The sequence below is a fragment of the Lacticaseibacillus rhamnosus genome (genome assembly GCF_900636965.1).
Classification (GTDB): Bacteria; Bacillota; Bacilli; order Lactobacillales; family Lactobacillaceae; genus Lacticaseibacillus; species Lacticaseibacillus rhamnosus.
The window spans coordinates 1,968,512-1,985,052 of record NZ_LR134331.1 but is presented as its reverse complement, the minus strand read 5'-3'; the positions used below and the strand labels follow the sequence as shown (position 1 = coordinate 1,985,052).

16 protein-coding genes, 1 tRNA gene and 2 pseudogenes are annotated in these 16,541 nt (G+C 43.9%); 17 read left to right on the top strand and 2 right to left on the bottom strand.

Features of this window, described 5'->3' with window-relative positions; translation table 11 throughout:
- Positions 1-625: 625 nt before the first annotated feature.
- From EL173_RS10110 to EL173_RS10050, 15 genes and pseudogenes are all read left to right on the top strand, one after another.
- Entirely contained in the window at positions 626-1,906 is a 1,281-nt protein-coding gene (locus EL173_RS10110; RefSeq protein ID WP_019728388.1) for a replication initiation factor domain-containing protein, read from the top strand.
- 77 nt (positions 1,907-1,983) lie between these two features.
- Positions 1,984-2,190 carry a DUF3173 domain-containing protein gene (locus tag EL173_RS10105; protein WP_003575700.1) on the top strand — a complete coding sequence of 69 codons (207 nt, stop codon included), beginning with the start codon at positions 1,984-1,986 and terminating at the stop codon, positions 2,188-2,190.
- Positions 2,183-3,457, top strand: coding sequence for a tyrosine-type recombinase/integrase (locus EL173_RS10100; protein WP_019728387.1), 1,275 nt, complete (start codon positions 2,183-2,185; stop codon positions 3,455-3,457). Before EL173_RS10105 ends, EL173_RS10100 begins: the two co-directional genes overlap by 8 nt.
- Before the next feature lie 294 nt (positions 3,458-3,751).
- On the top strand, positions 3,752-4,663 hold the full coding sequence (locus EL173_RS10095; RefSeq protein WP_014571443.1) for an abortive infection family protein: 912 nt from the start codon (positions 3,752-3,754) through the stop codon (positions 4,661-4,663).
- Between the two features lie 559 nt (positions 4,664-5,222).
- Entirely contained in the window at positions 5,223-6,302 is a 1,080-nt protein-coding gene (locus EL173_RS10090; RefSeq protein WP_005692916.1) for a hypothetical protein, read from the top strand.
- 457 nt (positions 6,303-6,759) lie between these two features.
- Positions 6,760-6,931 (top strand): annotated as a pseudogene (locus EL173_RS15305) (transposase); the annotation flags it as partial.
- A 144-nt stretch (positions 6,932-7,075) separates the two neighbouring features.
- Positions 7,076-7,255: pseudogene (locus EL173_RS15390) on the top strand (hypothetical protein); the annotation flags it as partial.
- Positions 7,256-7,332: 77 nt separating this feature from the next.
- Positions 7,333-8,571 carry an AlbA family DNA-binding domain-containing protein gene (locus tag EL173_RS10080; protein WP_019728386.1) on the top strand — a complete coding sequence of 413 codons (1,239 nt, stop codon included), beginning with the start codon at positions 7,333-7,335 and terminating at the stop codon, positions 8,569-8,571.
- Positions 8,572-9,071: 500 nt separating this feature from the next.
- A complete protein-coding gene (locus EL173_RS10075) occupies positions 9,072-9,830 on the top strand; it encodes a rolling circle replication-associated protein (RefSeq protein ID WP_019728385.1) in 759 nt (252 codons plus the stop codon).
- A 227-nt stretch (positions 9,831-10,057) separates the two neighbouring features.
- A complete protein-coding gene (locus tag EL173_RS10070) occupies positions 10,058-11,497 on the top strand; it encodes a LysM peptidoglycan-binding domain-containing protein (RefSeq protein ID WP_019728384.1) in 1,440 nt (479 codons plus the stop codon).
- Between the two features lie 30 nt (positions 11,498-11,527).
- On the top strand, positions 11,528-11,683 hold the full coding sequence (locus EL173_RS15165; RefSeq protein WP_005692922.1) for a hypothetical protein: 156 nt from the start codon (positions 11,528-11,530) through the stop codon (positions 11,681-11,683).
- A 60-nt stretch (positions 11,684-11,743) separates the two neighbouring features.
- On the top strand, positions 11,744-11,947 hold the full coding sequence (locus EL173_RS15160) for a hypothetical protein (protein ID WP_019728383.1): 204 nt from the start codon (positions 11,744-11,746) through the stop codon (positions 11,945-11,947).
- A gap of 206 nt (positions 11,948-12,153) precedes the next feature.
- Positions 12,154-12,226 (top strand) — tRNA-OTHER (locus EL173_RS10060).
- 372 nt (positions 12,227-12,598) lie between these two features.
- Entirely contained in the window at positions 12,599-12,964 is a 366-nt protein-coding gene (locus tag EL173_RS10055; protein WP_005692926.1) for a hypothetical protein, read from the top strand.
- 366 nt (positions 12,965-13,330) lie between these two features.
- A complete protein-coding gene (locus EL173_RS10050; RefSeq protein WP_015764561.1) occupies positions 13,331-13,642 on the top strand; it encodes a helix-turn-helix domain-containing protein in 312 nt (103 codons plus the stop codon).
- On the opposite strand, the gene EL173_RS10045 is transcribed toward EL173_RS10050, so the two are convergent.
- Positions 13,637-13,846 (bottom strand): hypothetical protein, encoded by a 210-nt coding sequence (locus EL173_RS10045; protein WP_005692931.1) that lies wholly within the window; start codon positions 13,844-13,846, stop codon positions 13,637-13,639. The genes EL173_RS10050 and EL173_RS10045 overlap by 6 nt on opposite strands.
- A 229-nt stretch (positions 13,847-14,075) precedes the next feature.
- Here EL173_RS10045 and EL173_RS10040 point away from each other — a divergent pair, with 229 nt between their 5' ends.
- Positions 14,076-14,861, top strand: a complete 786-nt coding sequence (locus tag EL173_RS10040; RefSeq protein ID WP_005692933.1) for a plasmid pRiA4b ORF-3 family protein — start codon at positions 14,076-14,078, stop codon at positions 14,859-14,861.
- A 101-nt stretch (positions 14,862-14,962) separates the two neighbouring features.
- On the top strand, positions 14,963-15,865 hold the full coding sequence (locus tag EL173_RS10035) for a restriction endonuclease (protein WP_005692935.1): 903 nt from the start codon (positions 14,963-14,965) through the stop codon (positions 15,863-15,865).
- Between the two features lie 239 nt (positions 15,866-16,104).
- On the opposite strand, the gene EL173_RS10030 is transcribed toward EL173_RS10035, so the two are convergent.
- Positions 16,105-16,431 carry a helix-turn-helix domain-containing protein gene (locus EL173_RS10030; protein ID WP_005692937.1) on the bottom strand — a complete coding sequence of 109 codons (327 nt, stop codon included), beginning with the start codon at positions 16,429-16,431 and terminating at the stop codon, positions 16,105-16,107.
- Positions 16,432-16,541 lie beyond the last annotated feature (110 nt).

Genomic DNA, 16,541 nt, shown 5'->3' with positions numbered 1-16,541 from the left:
GAACTGGTTATGTCAGGAAATATTGCACCGGTCTATGATGAGAGTCTATTTTACTATCAGCACTTTGCCTCATCTTGTCGAACCATGAATCTTATCCTTTAGGAAGACCTCCATAATAAAGGGAGACTGCTTTAAAAATAGACTACTTAACTTCCCATCTCCATCCAATCACGGAAATATCCCGGAAATAACCCTTAAAGTGAGAATGCTCGCCGCTTTGAGGATTATTTTTTGTGCTTTATTAGGATGCCACCATAGTGATTGGCTAATTTTGCGACTTTTTCAGTAGATCTTTTTTTGAAATATTTAAGAAACAGTTAAAGCGCGGTTTACAATTTCAAATCGCGTCCTACAAACCGTCTGTATATGGTGAGAGCGAAAGTTCTCACAGACCTTCCGGAAGGGTCTTGCAACGTATGCCGCCGTGCGCGGCGTGCAGCGCGAAAGCCGCTAGCGCGAGCGGCGGCGGTCGGCGTTAGCCGGCCGCCATAAGCCCCCGGGCTCTAATAGGGGGGCAAATATTAGAGACAAAATACACGTAAGTAGGACGAAAGCGCCGGTGGCAAGCCGCTTTGCGTAAGCAGAAAGGCGACTTTGCTGTCAGGTCGCTTCGAAAGGAGCTAACATGCTGAAAGATTTGAACTTGGTCGGCGGGATGACGAATACTGACTGGCTAAACCAGTTTCATGATGAGATGCGCATGCACAAGATTACTCAAGGCCAATTAGCGACGACTGCCGATTATAGTCGGTCACATTTGAACCAGTTGCTGACGGGAAATAAGCCAATCAACCAACAAGCGCGGTTGCGGCTGACGTTAGCGATGAGATCGTTGACTGGTCAGAACAATATTGACGTTTGTATTGATTATTTGGGTGTCACCTTCAAGTCGCACGATTATGAAGAACTAGTGACGGAACTGTTCCAGATCAACCTGAATCACTTCAATCTTAAGGAAGGCGCGCGATACGGGTACGCGGCGACCGTCAAATGTGGTGAAATCGATGTGCTGCTGTCGCCATATCAAGATGCAAATGCAGACGGTTATGATCCAAGCGAAGATAGCGGCACAATGATTGAGTTGAAAGGTCAAGGCTGCCGTTACGTTGAATCGTATTTGCGCCAGCAGGATCGCACCTGGTACGACTTCTTGGAGACGTGCATTGCCCTTGGCGGTCACTTCACCCGCGTTGACCTCGCCATCAATGATCGTAACGGTTTGCTCGATGTGCCGACCTTGATCGAGAAGTGTGACCGCGATGAATTCACCTCGCGTTTTCATGGCTTCCGAGATAATCGCACCAAGCAGTGGGAGGTATCAGGCAGAACCTTGTACCTGGGATCGCCGCAAAGTGAAGTCTACTTCTGTATTTACGACAAGGCTTTTGAGCAACACCAGAAGCACCCTGAGATTGCGATAGAAGACCAGCCGATACGGACGCGCTTTGAGGTCCGATTACGCCGCAAACGCGCCGCTGCGGCAATTAAGAATCTGTTGGCAGAACGTGATCCAGAGAAAGTTGTGTTCGGCATCATCAACCGTTATCTGCGCTTCTTGACGCCGAGCCACAAAGCGAAGAGTCAGTGGGCGACAGATCCGCGTTGGGATGCTTTCATCGGCAATTATCGCGACAAGCTACGACTATCAACCAATCCTGAACCATTGAGTTATGCACACATTACCCGCTGGCTGAGGAAACAGGTCGCGCCGTCGCTGAAGATGTTGCAGCTGATTGATCAATATAATGGCACCACCGAGCTGAAGGCGATTATTGACGGCGGGAAGCTGACGCAACGCCACTGGGATTTGATCCATCACTATCAGCACCACCGCAATGGCGTTTTGACGGATGTAGAACCGGGTGAGACATCAAAAAAGAGCGACTACGCCGACCAAAGCAAGTAGTCACCCCTCACAGATAAGATTTGGGTCCTATCTGGTTTGATTATCTCACTTCAATCAACGAGAAGGAAGTGACGTAGTTGGATAAGAGTTTTGTCTGCTATCAAGATCTGATGGCATTAGGATTTAAGCAGCACACTGCGCGCGATATCATTAGACAAGCGAAGCAAAGGATGGTACAAAAGGGGTATCCCTTGTATCTCAACCGAAACTTAGGGCGCGTACCGCGTTCTGTCGTTGAGTCCATTCTCGGATCACCGATGAATGGAGCTGTTGAGAATGAGTAAAACCAAATATCCAGGCGTGTTCATAGACGCCAAAGGTAATTTTTACTATGAAACCGAGTTAGGCACCGATAAGATGAGTGGCAAGCGCGTCCGCAAGAAAGGGCGGAAGGACAGTCAAGGAATGCCATTCAGTACCGCGTTTGCGGCGAACAAGGAACTTACGCGGGTGAAACGTGAATATCATGAGGCGCATGGGTTTACGAACTTTCGCATGACCTACCGCCAGTTCATGAAAGACGCGTATATCCCGGCATACAAAACCGACGTGGAGGAAAGTACCTTCGCTGTCCGTAATCGCAGCTTTGACATCTGCATCGCGCGTTTTGGCGACTTGTTGCTGCGTGACATCGATATCACCGACGTGCAGAACTTCCGCACGTGGCTGCTCACGGATCAGAAAGACGGTGGTGCCGGCTACTCCCAAGGCTATGCCGGATTGGTGTTCGGCTGCTTCCGCAAGTCTCTTGACCATGCGGTGCAGATGCAGTATCTGTCCAGCAATGTGTCGAAGCGAGTCAAAGCGATTCCTAAGGCCAAAAGCAGCGTGCCGTTCTGGACGAAAGCCGAGTTTGAACAAGTCATCGCGCAAATCTGCATTGATGACATCTATGGGCACCTGAACTTTGTGATGTTGTGGCTGTACTTCCTGACTGGCGTACGCGTCAACGAAGGCACGGCGCTGTGGTGGCGGGATGTTGATCTTGCTAAGAAGCAGCTGCACGTTGACCACATGCTGGTGATGAAGAACCGGCATGACTGGGAACGCCACGACTACACTAAGACGGACAGTGGCAAGCGGATCTTGACGCTCGACGATGACACCGTGGCAATTCTGCGACGTTGGCGAGAGGTGCAGACGAGTTTCGGTTTGGGCGGGATTGATGACTTCATCATGACCTATGACGGCCTGCCGATGACCAAATCGACGATCTCGCGAATTATCCACCGCTACGCCAAGTTGGCGCAGGTGCACCCAGTCGAAGGCAAGGGGCTGCGCCACAGTCACGCGTCGTATCTCATCAATGAGTTCAACGTCTCGGTGCTGGTGTTGTCTAAGCGCTTAGGCCACTCGTCGCCGGAGATTACGCTGAAGCATTATTCACACTTGTGGGGCGGGCTGGATGCGGATATCGCAGAGCAGATTGCGGGTAACATTACAATCAAGACGGCGGGTCAGAATCAGGTGCGGTTCGTGGGTAATCAGGCGGTGAAGTACGATCAATTAAGCCCCGCCAAACTCCCCGCCAAATCGGCAGTTGAGGCATAGAAAGTCTGTAGTGACGCGGGTTAACGCCGCTGAAGTTACGCTTGAGTGGGAATAGAGATGCATAGGCTTTTTGAATTTGCTCAAAGTGGCTCAAGCTCTGTCAACTCTGCCTAATCATGGTTGGCAATCAATCGAATATTCATTTAAGGCTGCTAGAATTCACTTGGTTCTGGTGGCTTTTTATTCCGTTCAAAGATACGAACTGCTGTATTCAGAATGCGCAGTACAATGCTTGGTACTTATGTGCTTAGGATATATACTTAAATAAGTTATTAATATCTTGGGGGAAAGACTTTGGAATCAGAAAATTTTGAATTACTGGAGAATACAGATATTACAACTTTCCTGATTGATCGACCGTGGGTGACATATCGAACAAATGCGGATCTTGAAAAACTGGGAGCTAGATTTGGTTCTCCAAATCCGGAAGGCTCAAACAGATTGCGCCGAATGAGTTCAATAATCAAGTCAACTCATGCAAGTAATCGCACGAGTTCGTTGTTATCGTTTTTGTTTTCCCCAGCGCAGTTGCGACCAGTCATTAATGAGTATCTTGCTGGAAGTCGATTTTCGCAATTGAAGGAAATTGATAACTTTGTTTTGGAAGGTCTTACTGGTGATGTTTCCAAGGATATTTTGATTGTGGCGGAAGCAATTAAGCGGCGTGTAATCCAAGAGATAAACGCAATTCTTCTTTATAGCAACTTTAAACTCGTATCTAGTGGTAATTCGTGGGAAATTGTCGCAGCAGATAACGATATAAAAATCTCCGTTCCAATCAAGAGAATCAACTCAGGATATATTTCAAACTTGTTGGCGCAGGGGCTAGATGACTTGCAGGATAATGACTTTGATAGTGTGGTTACAAAGTCTAGAACAATCGTCGAAGAGGTATTCCTTCAAATACTGGCTGATAACAATGTAGAGTGTAAGCATAATGGTGACATTAGTAAGTACCGTAACTTGGTGGTTAAAACGCTTGGAATGAGGCCTTCTAAAGAGTGGAACCCACGTGTTACAAAAATGATCAGTCACTTAAATGGAATTATTGATTTGATTGCAGAAATGCGCAATAAAGATGGCGATGCACATGCTAGCAATGAGCGAGTGAAAATTAAGGCAGCCGAAGCAGAATTGTTACTCAATACGTCTGTTAGCGTGGCAACCTACTATCTAAGAATTAGTGATAGGCATACGTTGGGATGAATTGATTGATCATTTGGAGGAATGCAATGGGGGAGCAAAGCAACACAACGCTCAATAGGTAGACCCGAAAAACATTAGGTAGCGCGACCTTATGCTAGTTATGTGGTTGTGTCCTTTTTTTCTCGTGATGTGAACAATTCAGGCTGAGTTCTTATAAATGTGAATGCCAAATAAAAATAAATGAAGTATCTAAACTGTGAGACTGCTGAAAAACTCAATAAAGACACAGACTAAAGACTGAAAGCACAAAAATGGCTCTGATTGCAGCTGTGTCAGAGTATATCCACAAAATCATATTCAAATCCTGTACATGCCGCATTGCCGAAGTGTCTTGCTAGCCTCTTTGGCAAGGTAGTCTGGAGAAAGTTTATGTATGATTTTGCATATATATTCTGACAGATAAGAAGTGAAGGTCATTTTCGTGCTTTCGCTGCTTTTAGTAGTTTACTAAGATAAGCGCCTTTATTGATTATGGTTTTGTAACTTTTAACTAAATTTTGGAGTTACTAGAGGGGCTGGGGTGAGACCAATTAAATATGAACTGGAGATGTAGTTAATCTTGTTAGGAAATTTTGACGTATTGACTCCAAGTATATTTGTAATATTTATCATCGCTAATGTCAGAGTCCTTATTGATAAGCATCGGAATAACAAGGGCAAGGAAACAAAATTTTGGAAATTTTTTGAAGTGTACCAAGATAATAAAGTATCTGGCGTTAGAGTTCTGTTAATAGTGAGCCTACTAATTAGGATTATTTTTGTTCTTTTTGGATTGGCAAAAATTCCAATTTTTAATACCCTTTATGGCTTCTCGGGGGTTACCATATCTGTCTTTGTTTCTTACTTCTATTTTCGCCTATTATATTTGTCACTATACAGAAATACTAAGACATTTATAGGCGCTGTTGTATATTGGATAATAACTATAACAGTATTTATCTTTATCTGGTTAGGTGTTGTCCCGATTCTGGGAATGCGAGGATCGAATATTAGTTGGAAACTTTTAATAGTATTTGTAACTGCGATTACTCCACTTGCTCAGTTCATTAGGACTATTTTAGACAAAGACATATCCTATCACAAAGATTCATTAGTGTTTTTTCGAGAGGTGGCTATATTTTTATTCTTTATTTTAGGTGTGTACCTTGTAAATGTTAGTGTTGGTTTATCGATTTATTTTATTCAAAACCCGCAAGAGCAAACCACAAAGATAAATAAAGTTGATTATAATCTTTTTGACGCAAAAGCCTCTGATTTCACTGCTTTGCACAACGCGGTTTTATTTTCGACTAGATTATTTGCTGGGGGCCAACAATTTCTTTCAAATTCTGACCCATCAGTGCCGGTACGCCAACTAGAGGAAAAAGGAGTCAAAAAGTTATCTGCAGAACAAACTACCGAACTTTATCCCATTCTTGCTGAAGCAACATTAATTCAATTTTGTTACACAGTAATTGGTTTTGCGTTAATAATGGATTGGATATCAAGGCGAGTGACGACGTTTACTGAACATAACTCTGGAATAAATCCAAGTATAAATGGTCTAACCAAAGAAACACTGCAAATTGAGGCTATTCTGGGTGCCCGAAAAAGTCAGTTGATAGAAAAACGCAAGCCAATAATACACAGAAAAGGCTGATTTACTATCTTTCGGATTTTGAAGGAAAAAATGTGGAGAAATTTCCAAATTATTTTGTTGCCGTTACATTGGCGGGTACAAGAGGATAGAGAGATGCAGTATCAACGAAGAAATACTGGCCGCGCCATTTTGCTGGCTTTGCAAGATATTCGTGGGTTGCATCTAGAAAACAATTAAAGTTGACAGGCAGTGGATTGTTGAACCGGTTGAACAATATCGTCTGCATATCACACCTACAAACATTTACATTAGGGTCTACTGAATAATTATGAACTGTCTGTAATACAAGACTTTCATTCGTTATTATTACAAACAAAATGCAGTGCCAGATGCCTGTAAACCGCATAACTTCGGCGTAGGGGCTTGCAGTTTAACAACCAACGATATGAGAAGTCACATGGTTTATCGTAAAAAGACAGTTCAACGGTCATTTGAATCGCTGGGATAGGCACTAGGAATGCCACTCAGCACTAACAATCATTGGGTGCAATTGGCCGAGATTTTTTCCGTGGGCTGCTATGGAAGAGGTGTACCAATTAATCTTCCCTTCAAAGTTGGGTCGTGCTGCTAAGCCATTTCGCCTTCTGTACGGTGCTCAATTAATTAAGCAAAAGTATGGTTGGTCTGATGGTTGTCGCGGCGCATACTCTGCCAACCATATATTCGCCGCTTTTTGCATGCACATTAATCCAAAAGAAAAATACAAGAACAGGAGTTTCGCCTGTAAACTGTTTAACGACAAAGAAAAACAAAACAGGGGAAACTCCATATATGAACGCACGCTTTGCGATATTTTGCGTACGCGGGATGAGTCAGATTCTGAAACCATTCGTCGAGCAATGATTAGTTACTCGCAGTTAAAGCATAAAGACGTCGGGCGGCTGGTAAGCTATGTGGATTTGTTCAAAGTCATGCGTACGTGTATAGCGAAAAGGTCACTCGGAGAAAGATAATGCTCTAATTAATACGAATAACGGGGTCAGTATTGATTGAAAACACTTATTAGTTCAAGTGAGGAGATGGCGTGAGGATGAATACTGAAGAGCTTAAAATTTGGTTGGATAAACCGGAAGGCGATCATCATGACTTCAAAGAACATTGGTACCATAAAGGCCAAAAACCAGAATTAGTTAAGGATATTTTTAGCTTTGTAAATACAGTTCATCATGATGATTGTTTATTAATTCTTGGTGTAAACGATCAACGTAAGGTCACTGGCGTTGAGGATGACGAAAACTGGCGCCTTAATCAGCAACAGTTAATTGACTTTATGAGGAAATTACCAATTTCCGGGGAGCTTATTCCGCGTCTTGGGGTTGAGACGATACATATTGGTGAGCATGAAGTTGATGTTATTCGGATCTTTAATTCTAACAATGTGCCTGTATTTCTTGGGAGAAAGTGGAATGAAAAAGGGCTTCCGAACAATGTTATATTACCTGGCCAGATATTCACAAGGGAACAGGATGTTAACACTGCTCGAGATTCAACCGCTGACTATCATCAAGTTGAAAGGTTATTCAAAAAACATTTTAGAATGGATACACCAATTGAAGAACGGTATAAGTATACTTTAAGCGACACCTCAAACTGGAGGTATACGGAAGCTGATGGATTTGTGTTTCAGTATAGCCCTAATCCAGATTTTTACATGGTTCTTTGCGATGATGATGAGGATCGTTATAAAGCAGAAGCATACTCATTGGATCAGTTTCGGACAAAGATGAGTTGGCAGTCTCTGAAAATAAAGTTCCGTCAAAGCACGATAGATACTTTGTTAGTAGTTTGGTTGGATGGCGGAAGACTTGTGGTTGTTAAACCGGATGTTGGAATTTTACGAAGTGATAGTAGTAGGCCGTTGTCGTACTACTGTTTGATTGAAAATACGATTGCTGGCCGAGTGCAAAATCTCTTTGCAACGGGACTACCGTTAACAGCAGATCCGTATTCTTTGAATGCGTTTTATAAAAGTGTCGTGCTGTTTCGATCTGAGGACGAGAAAAACAATCTTGAGTCACTTTTGGCAGAACGGATTGACGATGTAGAAAGTCTGATCAAACCGACCGAGGATGAAATTACTGGTATAGCTGGTCGAATGGCCATGGACTTTAAAAGTACAGAACAAGAAGTACAAGACACTACGATCAGTTACATGCTTGTTCAACACGCAATGGGAAGACTTATGAATGACTGTCTACTTGATTATCGGCGTGGTAACGACATATCTGGGGTCATCAGTAGGTGGCGACAAAAGAGAACTGAGGGTTAGGTACTTGTCTACCATAAGATTGCGTTCTTGTTTTCTTTTGGTGTGATGTGACTGATTCAGCTTAAGAAGGCATAGAATTTTTAGCTTTTGAAGATTTAACCATCGACTGCTATTTCAAACATTCAATCAAGGTTTGCCCTTAGCAATTAACATGATTTTAACTGTAACAAAAAGACGCAAAGCAAAAATCACTCTGCTTGCTTCTTGTTAATCAGGGGCTTACACTGCAAGTGAAATCGACAACCTGCTTTACTTACGAGCTTCGGTATTCCAATTTGAAGACACTATTCGAACGATTGCTGATTTATTGTATACAGATTATGCAACTGCAACTTTTAAACTTCGATCACAATTGCGTTTAAACTGGCTTCACAATACACACTCAGAAAGTATTTGAACGGCAGGTGAAGATGATGCAAAAAGGGCATAGAACACGCGTTAAACCTAAACTCCCCAGTTTCTCGAACGTTAAAGCGTTAAAGTATGGGAATACATTAGAGATGACGAACAGTATTTCTGATTCCAGTCCAATTTTAGTTTTGCCGAACCATCAATATATGGTAAGACGAACTGGTCAGATTAAGAATATGCAGCCTAAATCGGTGACACGGGCGGACGATATAGCGTCGGTTAAGCGAACGATGCGGAAATTACGCCGGTTGGTGATTGCAAATTTTAATGGTGGCGCTGATCAACTATGGGTAACCCTGACGTTCAAGCGGAATGTTCAAGATCCGAAAGATGCTTATCAGGCTTTCACACGATTTCGACTGCGGATGCGGCGGCGTTATCGTGTCAGTTATATTAGTGTGATTGAACCGCAAGCTTCTGGTAACTGGCACTTTCATGTTTTAATGAAGTCAGATGATGGCAGTTCTTTGACTATATCCAATGATCAGATGGCTAACATGTGGGGAGAAGGTTTTGTGAAGGTCAAGCGCCTTCATAATGGTGAAAATGTTGCATCATATTTGATGGCGTATTTGACCAATCTCGACATTGAGGATACGGATAAGGTGACAGGAAAAAAGTCTAAGCGAATTATAAAGGGCGCTCGCTTAGTGTTGTATCCTCGGGGACTACGAATTTATCGCGCCAGCAAAGGCATTCAACGACCCAAGGAAATGAGAGGAGTAAAAATTGATATTTTGTGTAGGGAAAAAATCGCAAATAGCCCTAGCGCAGTTTTTAAATCGCAAGTTGAAACCAATAGTGGCTTAATTTTGTATTTCACGACTGAATATTATCGTACCCATTAGCTCTTAAAGAGAGGCATCATGGGTAATGTTTTAAAAGAACAACCGTGATCTTAACAGGAGATAATCCGCAAAACCCTTCGACCATTTTGAAGGGTTTATTTTTTTTGCGAAAAGTGTCTGGAAAAACGTAAAATAAAAGTCGCAATTAAATCTTTAATGACGTATTTATATGCTGTATAATGTCACCAGATACTTATTTACACTAAAAACTTTGGAGGCTTCCAATTATGAAAAAGAAAACCATTTCCACAACCATTGCTACCGGCTTGTTACTGGCCCCGATGGCATTAGGCTTGGTTGCTAACCAAGCACCAGCCGCAACTGTTCACGCCGCTACCAGTACCATTGCTAAGACGCCAAGCAATAACGCTTTAGCCAACTGGACGGCCAACACCCCAAGCCACATTAAGCAGCAAATCCAATCCCAAGGCATTGACCCAAGCAACGCCAAAGCCGCAATCTATACGATTCAATGGGGCGACACCCTTTGGGGCATCAGTCAAGCCACCGGCATCACGATTGATCAATTGGCAACTAACAACCACATTGCTAACCGCGACTTGATTATCGCGGGTGCCAAATTGACACTGAACGGTTCCGCTAAGGCTCAGGCCTTTGTGCAAAATGCTCCGGGCCAGTCCGCTGAATCCAAAGCATCTGTCAGTGGCGCAGGTAACATCGCAGCGAATACCACCGGTGCCGCAACCGGGACCACTACGACTGCTACTGGCGCAACGACTGGTGCTACGGGTTCTGCCGCTGGTACCAGTTCTAAAGCTGACACCAGCACCCCAAGCACCACGCCAAGCGGTACTGAAAGCACCGGCTCGGGTGTCACCGGCGGCAAGACTGGTGCGACCACCCCAAGTGGCGAAGGCTCCAGTGCCGTAACCCCAAGCACCCCAAGTACCGGATCAAGTGCCGGTTCTAGTGCTGCATCTGGTAGCAGTTCCAGTGCCAGTGAGGGCAGCTCCAGTGCCTCAACGCCAAGTCAGCCAAGCACCGGTTCCGGTTCGGAAGGTTCTGGCAGCAGCACTCCGTCACAACCAAGTACCCCAACCGCCACTTATGCGGACGTCACCGTTAAAGCCGTCACCAGCGACGGCACGGTTCTAAAGACCGCTACGATTTCGCATCAGGCAGTCGGCACCAGCGTCACTGCGCAAGCCAGTTCCGTCGCTGTTAGTGGTTATGACTTGAACGACAATTCCAGCAAGTCCGCCACCGTGACCAAGAGTGGCGCGGTCATCACGTTCACATTCAAGAAGCACGAAACTCCGGCACCCGCTGGCAAGACCTATACGCCGAATGTCGATCACATTAAGCAGCTCGTGATGGCCAAGTACAATCTTGCGTCACACGGCAAATATTGGGGCAAACCGGTCGGCACACCAGGCGACAACGGCTCAATCGTTGGTGCTGATGGCCATCTCTATCTAGCCACCCCAGAAACATGGCCGACAGACAGCAACCCTTATACTTCTGACGAGCAAATTGCCGAAGCTATTTGGGAAACCCGTGTTACTCAGGCACTAGATGACCCTAACAATGTCTCTGCAGTTATTGATACCTTAACTGCTACCGGATCAACTACCATCAATCCTAATGGCACTGTCTCTGGTAAGATTCAGACCTACATGCACTTAACTTGGTACCAAAAGTTCTAAAATCTCACACCTCAAAAGAAGGTCACTACCATGCTAACTTTCATTCTGGAAGTCGCTTATGCGGCCATGATCATCTTCAGCCTAGAAGTCACCCATTATTCGATCGTCACCATCATTTATGTCATCCTGAGTATGGTAGTGGTTGGCTGGTACAATTATGAACGCAACCAGATGACTAGACGATAACTCCAGTCCAAATGCATCTATAACCCCGAAAGTCTAACGTCTTGAAAGAAGGCTACAATCGTGACCATATTTGATTTTATCCACGATATCTTCGCCGTCTTGGGCAATTTCATCATGCAGCTCGTTTACATGATGATACTGATCGTTCATCTGATCATCACGGCTGACCCCATTTCCGTGTTGATTTTCGGCCTTTTGTGCATGGTTGCCATCGGTGCATATGGCTATCACTTGTTGGCCCAAAACCACCAGCTGCTTCGCTAGTTCCACCTTTCCCGATCTGGTGATGTTGCTAACTTGACTTAGCAACCGGCGGTCCGATTCCGCCGCGGGTACTTGCGCGGGTGCCCAAATCGTAAATCCCGCGCTAATACCAAACCCGGTTGTATCACGCATTTGGTCCCAATCAAATGGACCACGCATAGCCGTTGCGGACGTGATGACGGTCGATCGGGTTTAAACGTACCAAAGCAACCGTAGCTCAGTTTGGTAGAGCTCCCGCCTAAACGACGGACGTCGCCGGTTCAAATCCGGCCGGTTGCCTTGACCAAGTTTAATCACTTGGCCGAATAAAGGGCTATGATGGTGCGCCACCACCGCAAAATGTTGGCGTGAGTATGACCTCAGGGTGCTATGGAAGTCCCCATTGTCAGCGTGCCGCTGTACGCCGCCCTGAGTTGTTTTATATGCACGAGCTTGTCAAGTGGTCAAAGACCCGGCACCTGCCCCGGCTTGCACGTACGGAGGAATGCAGCCGCATTAACAACTACGCAAGCTTCGTTGGTTCGAATCCAACGCTCGAGCTTAACTGCAAAAATAGCGAAGATAAAGATGGTGGGGGAAAGTTAAGGGTTTTGAGGTAGGTTATTTTAGAATCGGTGCAAAGCTTAGCAACACACTTTGGGAGGAGTTCATATGTTTAAGAAGAAGCTAGTATTTATTTTCGTCCCTTTGTTAGTCATTATGCTTGTTACGTTATCTGGTTGTGGTTCATCCATGGCTGGTACTTACCATGGAACAAGTGGGAGAACTACCATGACCTTATCAAAAGACGGTAGTGCTGGGTATGGAGAAATTACTGCTAATGGAGACTCAAAAACGTGGCATGGAAAATGGAAAGTCAGCGGTAATTCAATCCACATCGTCTTAAAAAGCAGTTCTGACTATGGATTTAACTTAAAAGGTACGATTCATGATAAAGACACGTTTGAATTACCTGATCAAAGAGGTACAGGGGAAAACAATTCTTGGGATGATGAAACTTTCACAAGATCCAGATAAGAACAATCCTGACTCTAGGAAAAAATAAATCATCGCGTATCATTGTGATGATTATAATGATGAAGCGAAGTATATATTGTTGTAAGTAGCCGCACGAAAATTGAAAATTGTACTTACATAAATAATTTAAGTGGAGATCATTGTGTACATGTCCAAAAAGGCCCTAAAACTCAACTAGTTGTGAGATATAGGGCTATTTTTATGGACTCATAAATATTTTTAAAAGCATGTTGCAAAATTTGTATCTTCATAAGTGCGTCATTACTGACATATTCCAGTATTGTAAGATATATCTAAATCCCTTTGAATAGTTTATTAATTCTCGTAACGTGGCATTAAAGCTGCTTCTACGGGAGGAATCATTCAGTGTTGATGAATATTGGGAGAATTGTGAGGGAAAGACGTCAAGCGAAGGGTATGACTATCGAGCAGTTGGCGGAAAAAGCGGATGTTTCTGTATCGCTAATTTCCCGTCTAGAACGTGAGCGTGTTGATAACATTAAATTGGCCAATTTAGCAGCGATCGCAAATGCACTGCAACTGCAGATGGCAGATTTTTTCAGAGACTCGCGTTTGCAAACCCCTAAAGTTGTTGAGCTTTTGGACTACTTGGCCGAGCAGCCTGAAGAGAAACGTGAAGATGCCGCCGCGCTCATGTTACGGCTGATGAAGCTATAAATCGTAGGTAGCGACAATTTGATGGGCAAGTGCTTCAACACCACTAGATTTGTGAGCGTGATACAAGTCAGCGAGATTGATAGTCTTGTCCGGTAACTCAAGTGTCAACAGTTTAAAGCAGTGGTAGTCAAGACCATACTTTGCGCTGACAAATATTTCAAATTTCAAATTCTGTAAATCGAGCAGGGTTTGTTCTAGATTCATAGCGATTCCTCCAAAAACAAAAAATAACCTCAACAATTGCTGTTGGGGTTATTTTAGTCCGCTCAAAAACTGAGATAAAGTCTTGTTAGCGAGAGAAATTTGTTCGTATTATTAATATTATGTATCTTGTATAGAACAAACTTTAAACAGGCTGTCAAGCTTCGTCAAGATTTTTTTGATTTGCGTACTTAAAGTTTTGCCTTCCTTTATAAGCGGAGCATGGTACAGTATGAATATTAAAGCGATTTTGTCTGGCAAAATGCAGATACATTTATTTGAAGTTGCCCAGCAAAATATGGAGGATTACATGGCTTCGAAACCAATCTACACCTTTTACTGCAAGTTACATGATGTCCTGCCCGAGACGTGGCGGTTGATTCAACTTCCTCTGAATCGAAGCGTTGCACAGCTTGCCTATGCTGTGATGACAACCTTTGAGATGCAGGCGCGTCATCTGTTCAATGTGACGGTTTTTAAAGATCCTTCAAATCAAAACTCTTTGCGTCGATCTAAGGATGACACTGTTTATACGACGGATGTTGACGAAGACCGCGAAGTTTATGGTTCAAGTGTGGCCGATGCGGTGGCTACTCAGATTGACAGTGTCTTTGCGCCGGGGCATCGTGAGGCGGTGTTGAATTACGATTATGGTGATGGGTGGAAGGTTAGTATTGTGCTTGTTGACATTATGACTGATCCAGAGCTTAAAGTGCGGGACTTGCCGCGGGTTATTGCGGGCGCAGGTTATGGCATTGTTGAAGACATCGGTGGCACATATGGCTTATACCAGTTGGAGGATGCTTTTCAGAATCCGACTTCTGGCACTGATCATGATATTGAAGAGAAGCAAGCTATGCGCGAGTGGTTTTGGCTTGATCATTTTGATATGAATGAGTTTGATCGTGATGAAATGAATAGCCGGATCAAAAAGATTCCAGGTATTTATCAGCGAGCGTATGAGAAGTGGAAAGCACCGACTGCGGCTGAGGCTCGCTTGATCATGCGGGAGAATTAAGAGAATTGCCTTTTTTTCGAACGGTTAAGGACTTGAAATAGCTTGATCTTTGAGGTGCGTTTGTGACGTAATGAATTAGTGAGTATACGGGGGATAGAGAGATGTCGTATCAACGAAGAAATGCTGGTCGTGCCATTTTGCTGGCTTTACAAGACATTGGTGGGGTTGCATCTAGAAAGCAAATAAAAAAGCGCATTGCTGACAACGAAGAAACTGGTTTTACCTACGATGATGTTTTTGAAAAGGTGGCAGCGAAATCCGGCAAAGAATACGTACCATTTGATTTTGATTTCAATTTTTCATTAAAAGAATTGGGCCTTTTGGGGTATATTGAACCACCACAACGCGGCCAAGATATTGCATTGACAGAAAAAGGACGCGCATCTGATGCTAGCTTGTATCTATCTGCTGATGAGGCGGCGAGAATTGCCGATTATTGGCAAAAGAAAAGTGACTTGCGGCGCGCAAAAAATGCAAGTCAAGCATCGGCCAAAGTCGAGCCAATAACTTCGGATCTTGACAGTGCAGATGATAATTCCGATACTTGGCAGGCACAGTTAATCAGTCAGCTGAAACAGTTTTCGCCAGCAAAGTTTGAGAGCTTTTCGCGACTTTTAATTTCAAAGATGGGTGTCAAGATTGACAAGAAAATGGGAATAGTGAAGTCGGCTGATCATGGTATTGATGGATTTGGTTACTTTGAATCTGGTGAATTCCGTACATCACGCGTTGCAATTCAAGCGAAACGGTTTACTGATAGCCCAGTATCTGAACCTGATATTGATAAGTTTAAAGGCGTTATGGATGGCTTTAACGCGGAATATGGGATTTTCATTACGACCAGCTACTTCACAGATCAGGCAAAAGCTAAGGCGGTTCGTGGCAATCGTTCAGTAACTTTAGTTGACGGGCAGCGAATTGCTGAACTGGTTGAACAATATCGTCTGCATATCACACCAGTACAAACATTTACGTTAGACGACTATTATTTCGAAGAGTCGTAAGCCTCCAGTAGATTGGCCACTTTGCGTTTCAGACCAGTCCCAATCAGACGAACACTATTTAAAATCCCCGAGCCTAAAAAGTCGCCAGTCGCGTGCATTTGCACAAAACTGGCGGCTTTTTTAATGAGACTTGATTGAATACGTTGAAAACAAGAGTAAGAATTTAAAATTGCTTTTTGAGAATATAAGAAAAGATGTTGTATTAAATAAATTCATGATCAGTCGTTTACGCATGGTCATCACTTATTGTCCTTTTGAATCAACGTGTTCACGATCTTGTGGAGTGCCCGGATAACTTCTGGATCTTTAATCAAAGCGATTGAAGAAGCCAGTTCGGTTGTCTCATCTCCGTCTTCTGGAAAAGTGAAGAATTCTTGATAACTGACGTCTAATCCGGAAACGATGCGTTCTAGTGTGCTCATTCTGATGTCGCCGCGGCTTCCGCGTTCGATTCTGGCTAGCATGGAAACGTCCATGTTGGCTTTTTCGGCTAGTTGTTCCTGGGTCATGGATTTGCTGAGTCTTAATTCGTGGATTCTTTTGGCGACCTTTTCCTGTAACCGCATCCCTTAACCCCCTATCTGCCTTGGTCATAACATCAACGCTACCTGACTCCGGATTGAAGGATTAGGGCTAAATAACACATATTTTTAAAAAAAGTGGACTTATTAGACCA

Coding starts and splice junctions, on each gene's coding strand:
- EL173_RS10040 (WP_005692933.1), top strand. CDS start 14,076: ATGAATATTAAAGCGATTTTGTCTGGCAAAATGCAGATACATTTATTT.
- EL173_RS10075 (WP_019728385.1), top strand. CDS start 9,072: ATGACGAACAGTATTTCTGATTCCAGTCCAATTTTAGTTTTGCCGAAC.
- EL173_RS10110 (WP_019728388.1), top strand. CDS start 626: ATGCTGAAAGATTTGAACTTGGTCGGCGGGATGACGAATACTGACTGG.
- EL173_RS10035 (WP_005692935.1), top strand. CDS start 14,963: ATGTCGTATCAACGAAGAAATGCTGGTCGTGCCATTTTGCTGGCTTTA.
- EL173_RS15165 (WP_005692922.1), top strand. CDS start 11,528: ATGCTAACTTTCATTCTGGAAGTCGCTTATGCGGCCATGATCATCTTC.
- EL173_RS10080 (WP_019728386.1), top strand. CDS start 7,333: ATGAATACTGAAGAGCTTAAAATTTGGTTGGATAAACCGGAAGGCGAT.
- EL173_RS10045 (WP_005692931.1), bottom strand. CDS start 13,846: ATGAATCTAGAACAAACCCTGCTCGATTTACAGAATTTGAAATTTGAA.
- EL173_RS10100 (WP_019728387.1), top strand. CDS start 2,183: ATGAGTAAAACCAAATATCCAGGCGTGTTCATAGACGCCAAAGGTAAT.
- EL173_RS10070 (WP_019728384.1), top strand. CDS start 10,058: ATGAAAAAGAAAACCATTTCCACAACCATTGCTACCGGCTTGTTACTG.
- EL173_RS10055 (WP_005692926.1), top strand. CDS start 12,599: ATGTTTAAGAAGAAGCTAGTATTTATTTTCGTCCCTTTGTTAGTCATT.
- EL173_RS10030 (WP_005692937.1), bottom strand. CDS start 16,431: ATGCGGTTACAGGAAAAGGTCGCCAAAAGAATCCACGAATTAAGACTC.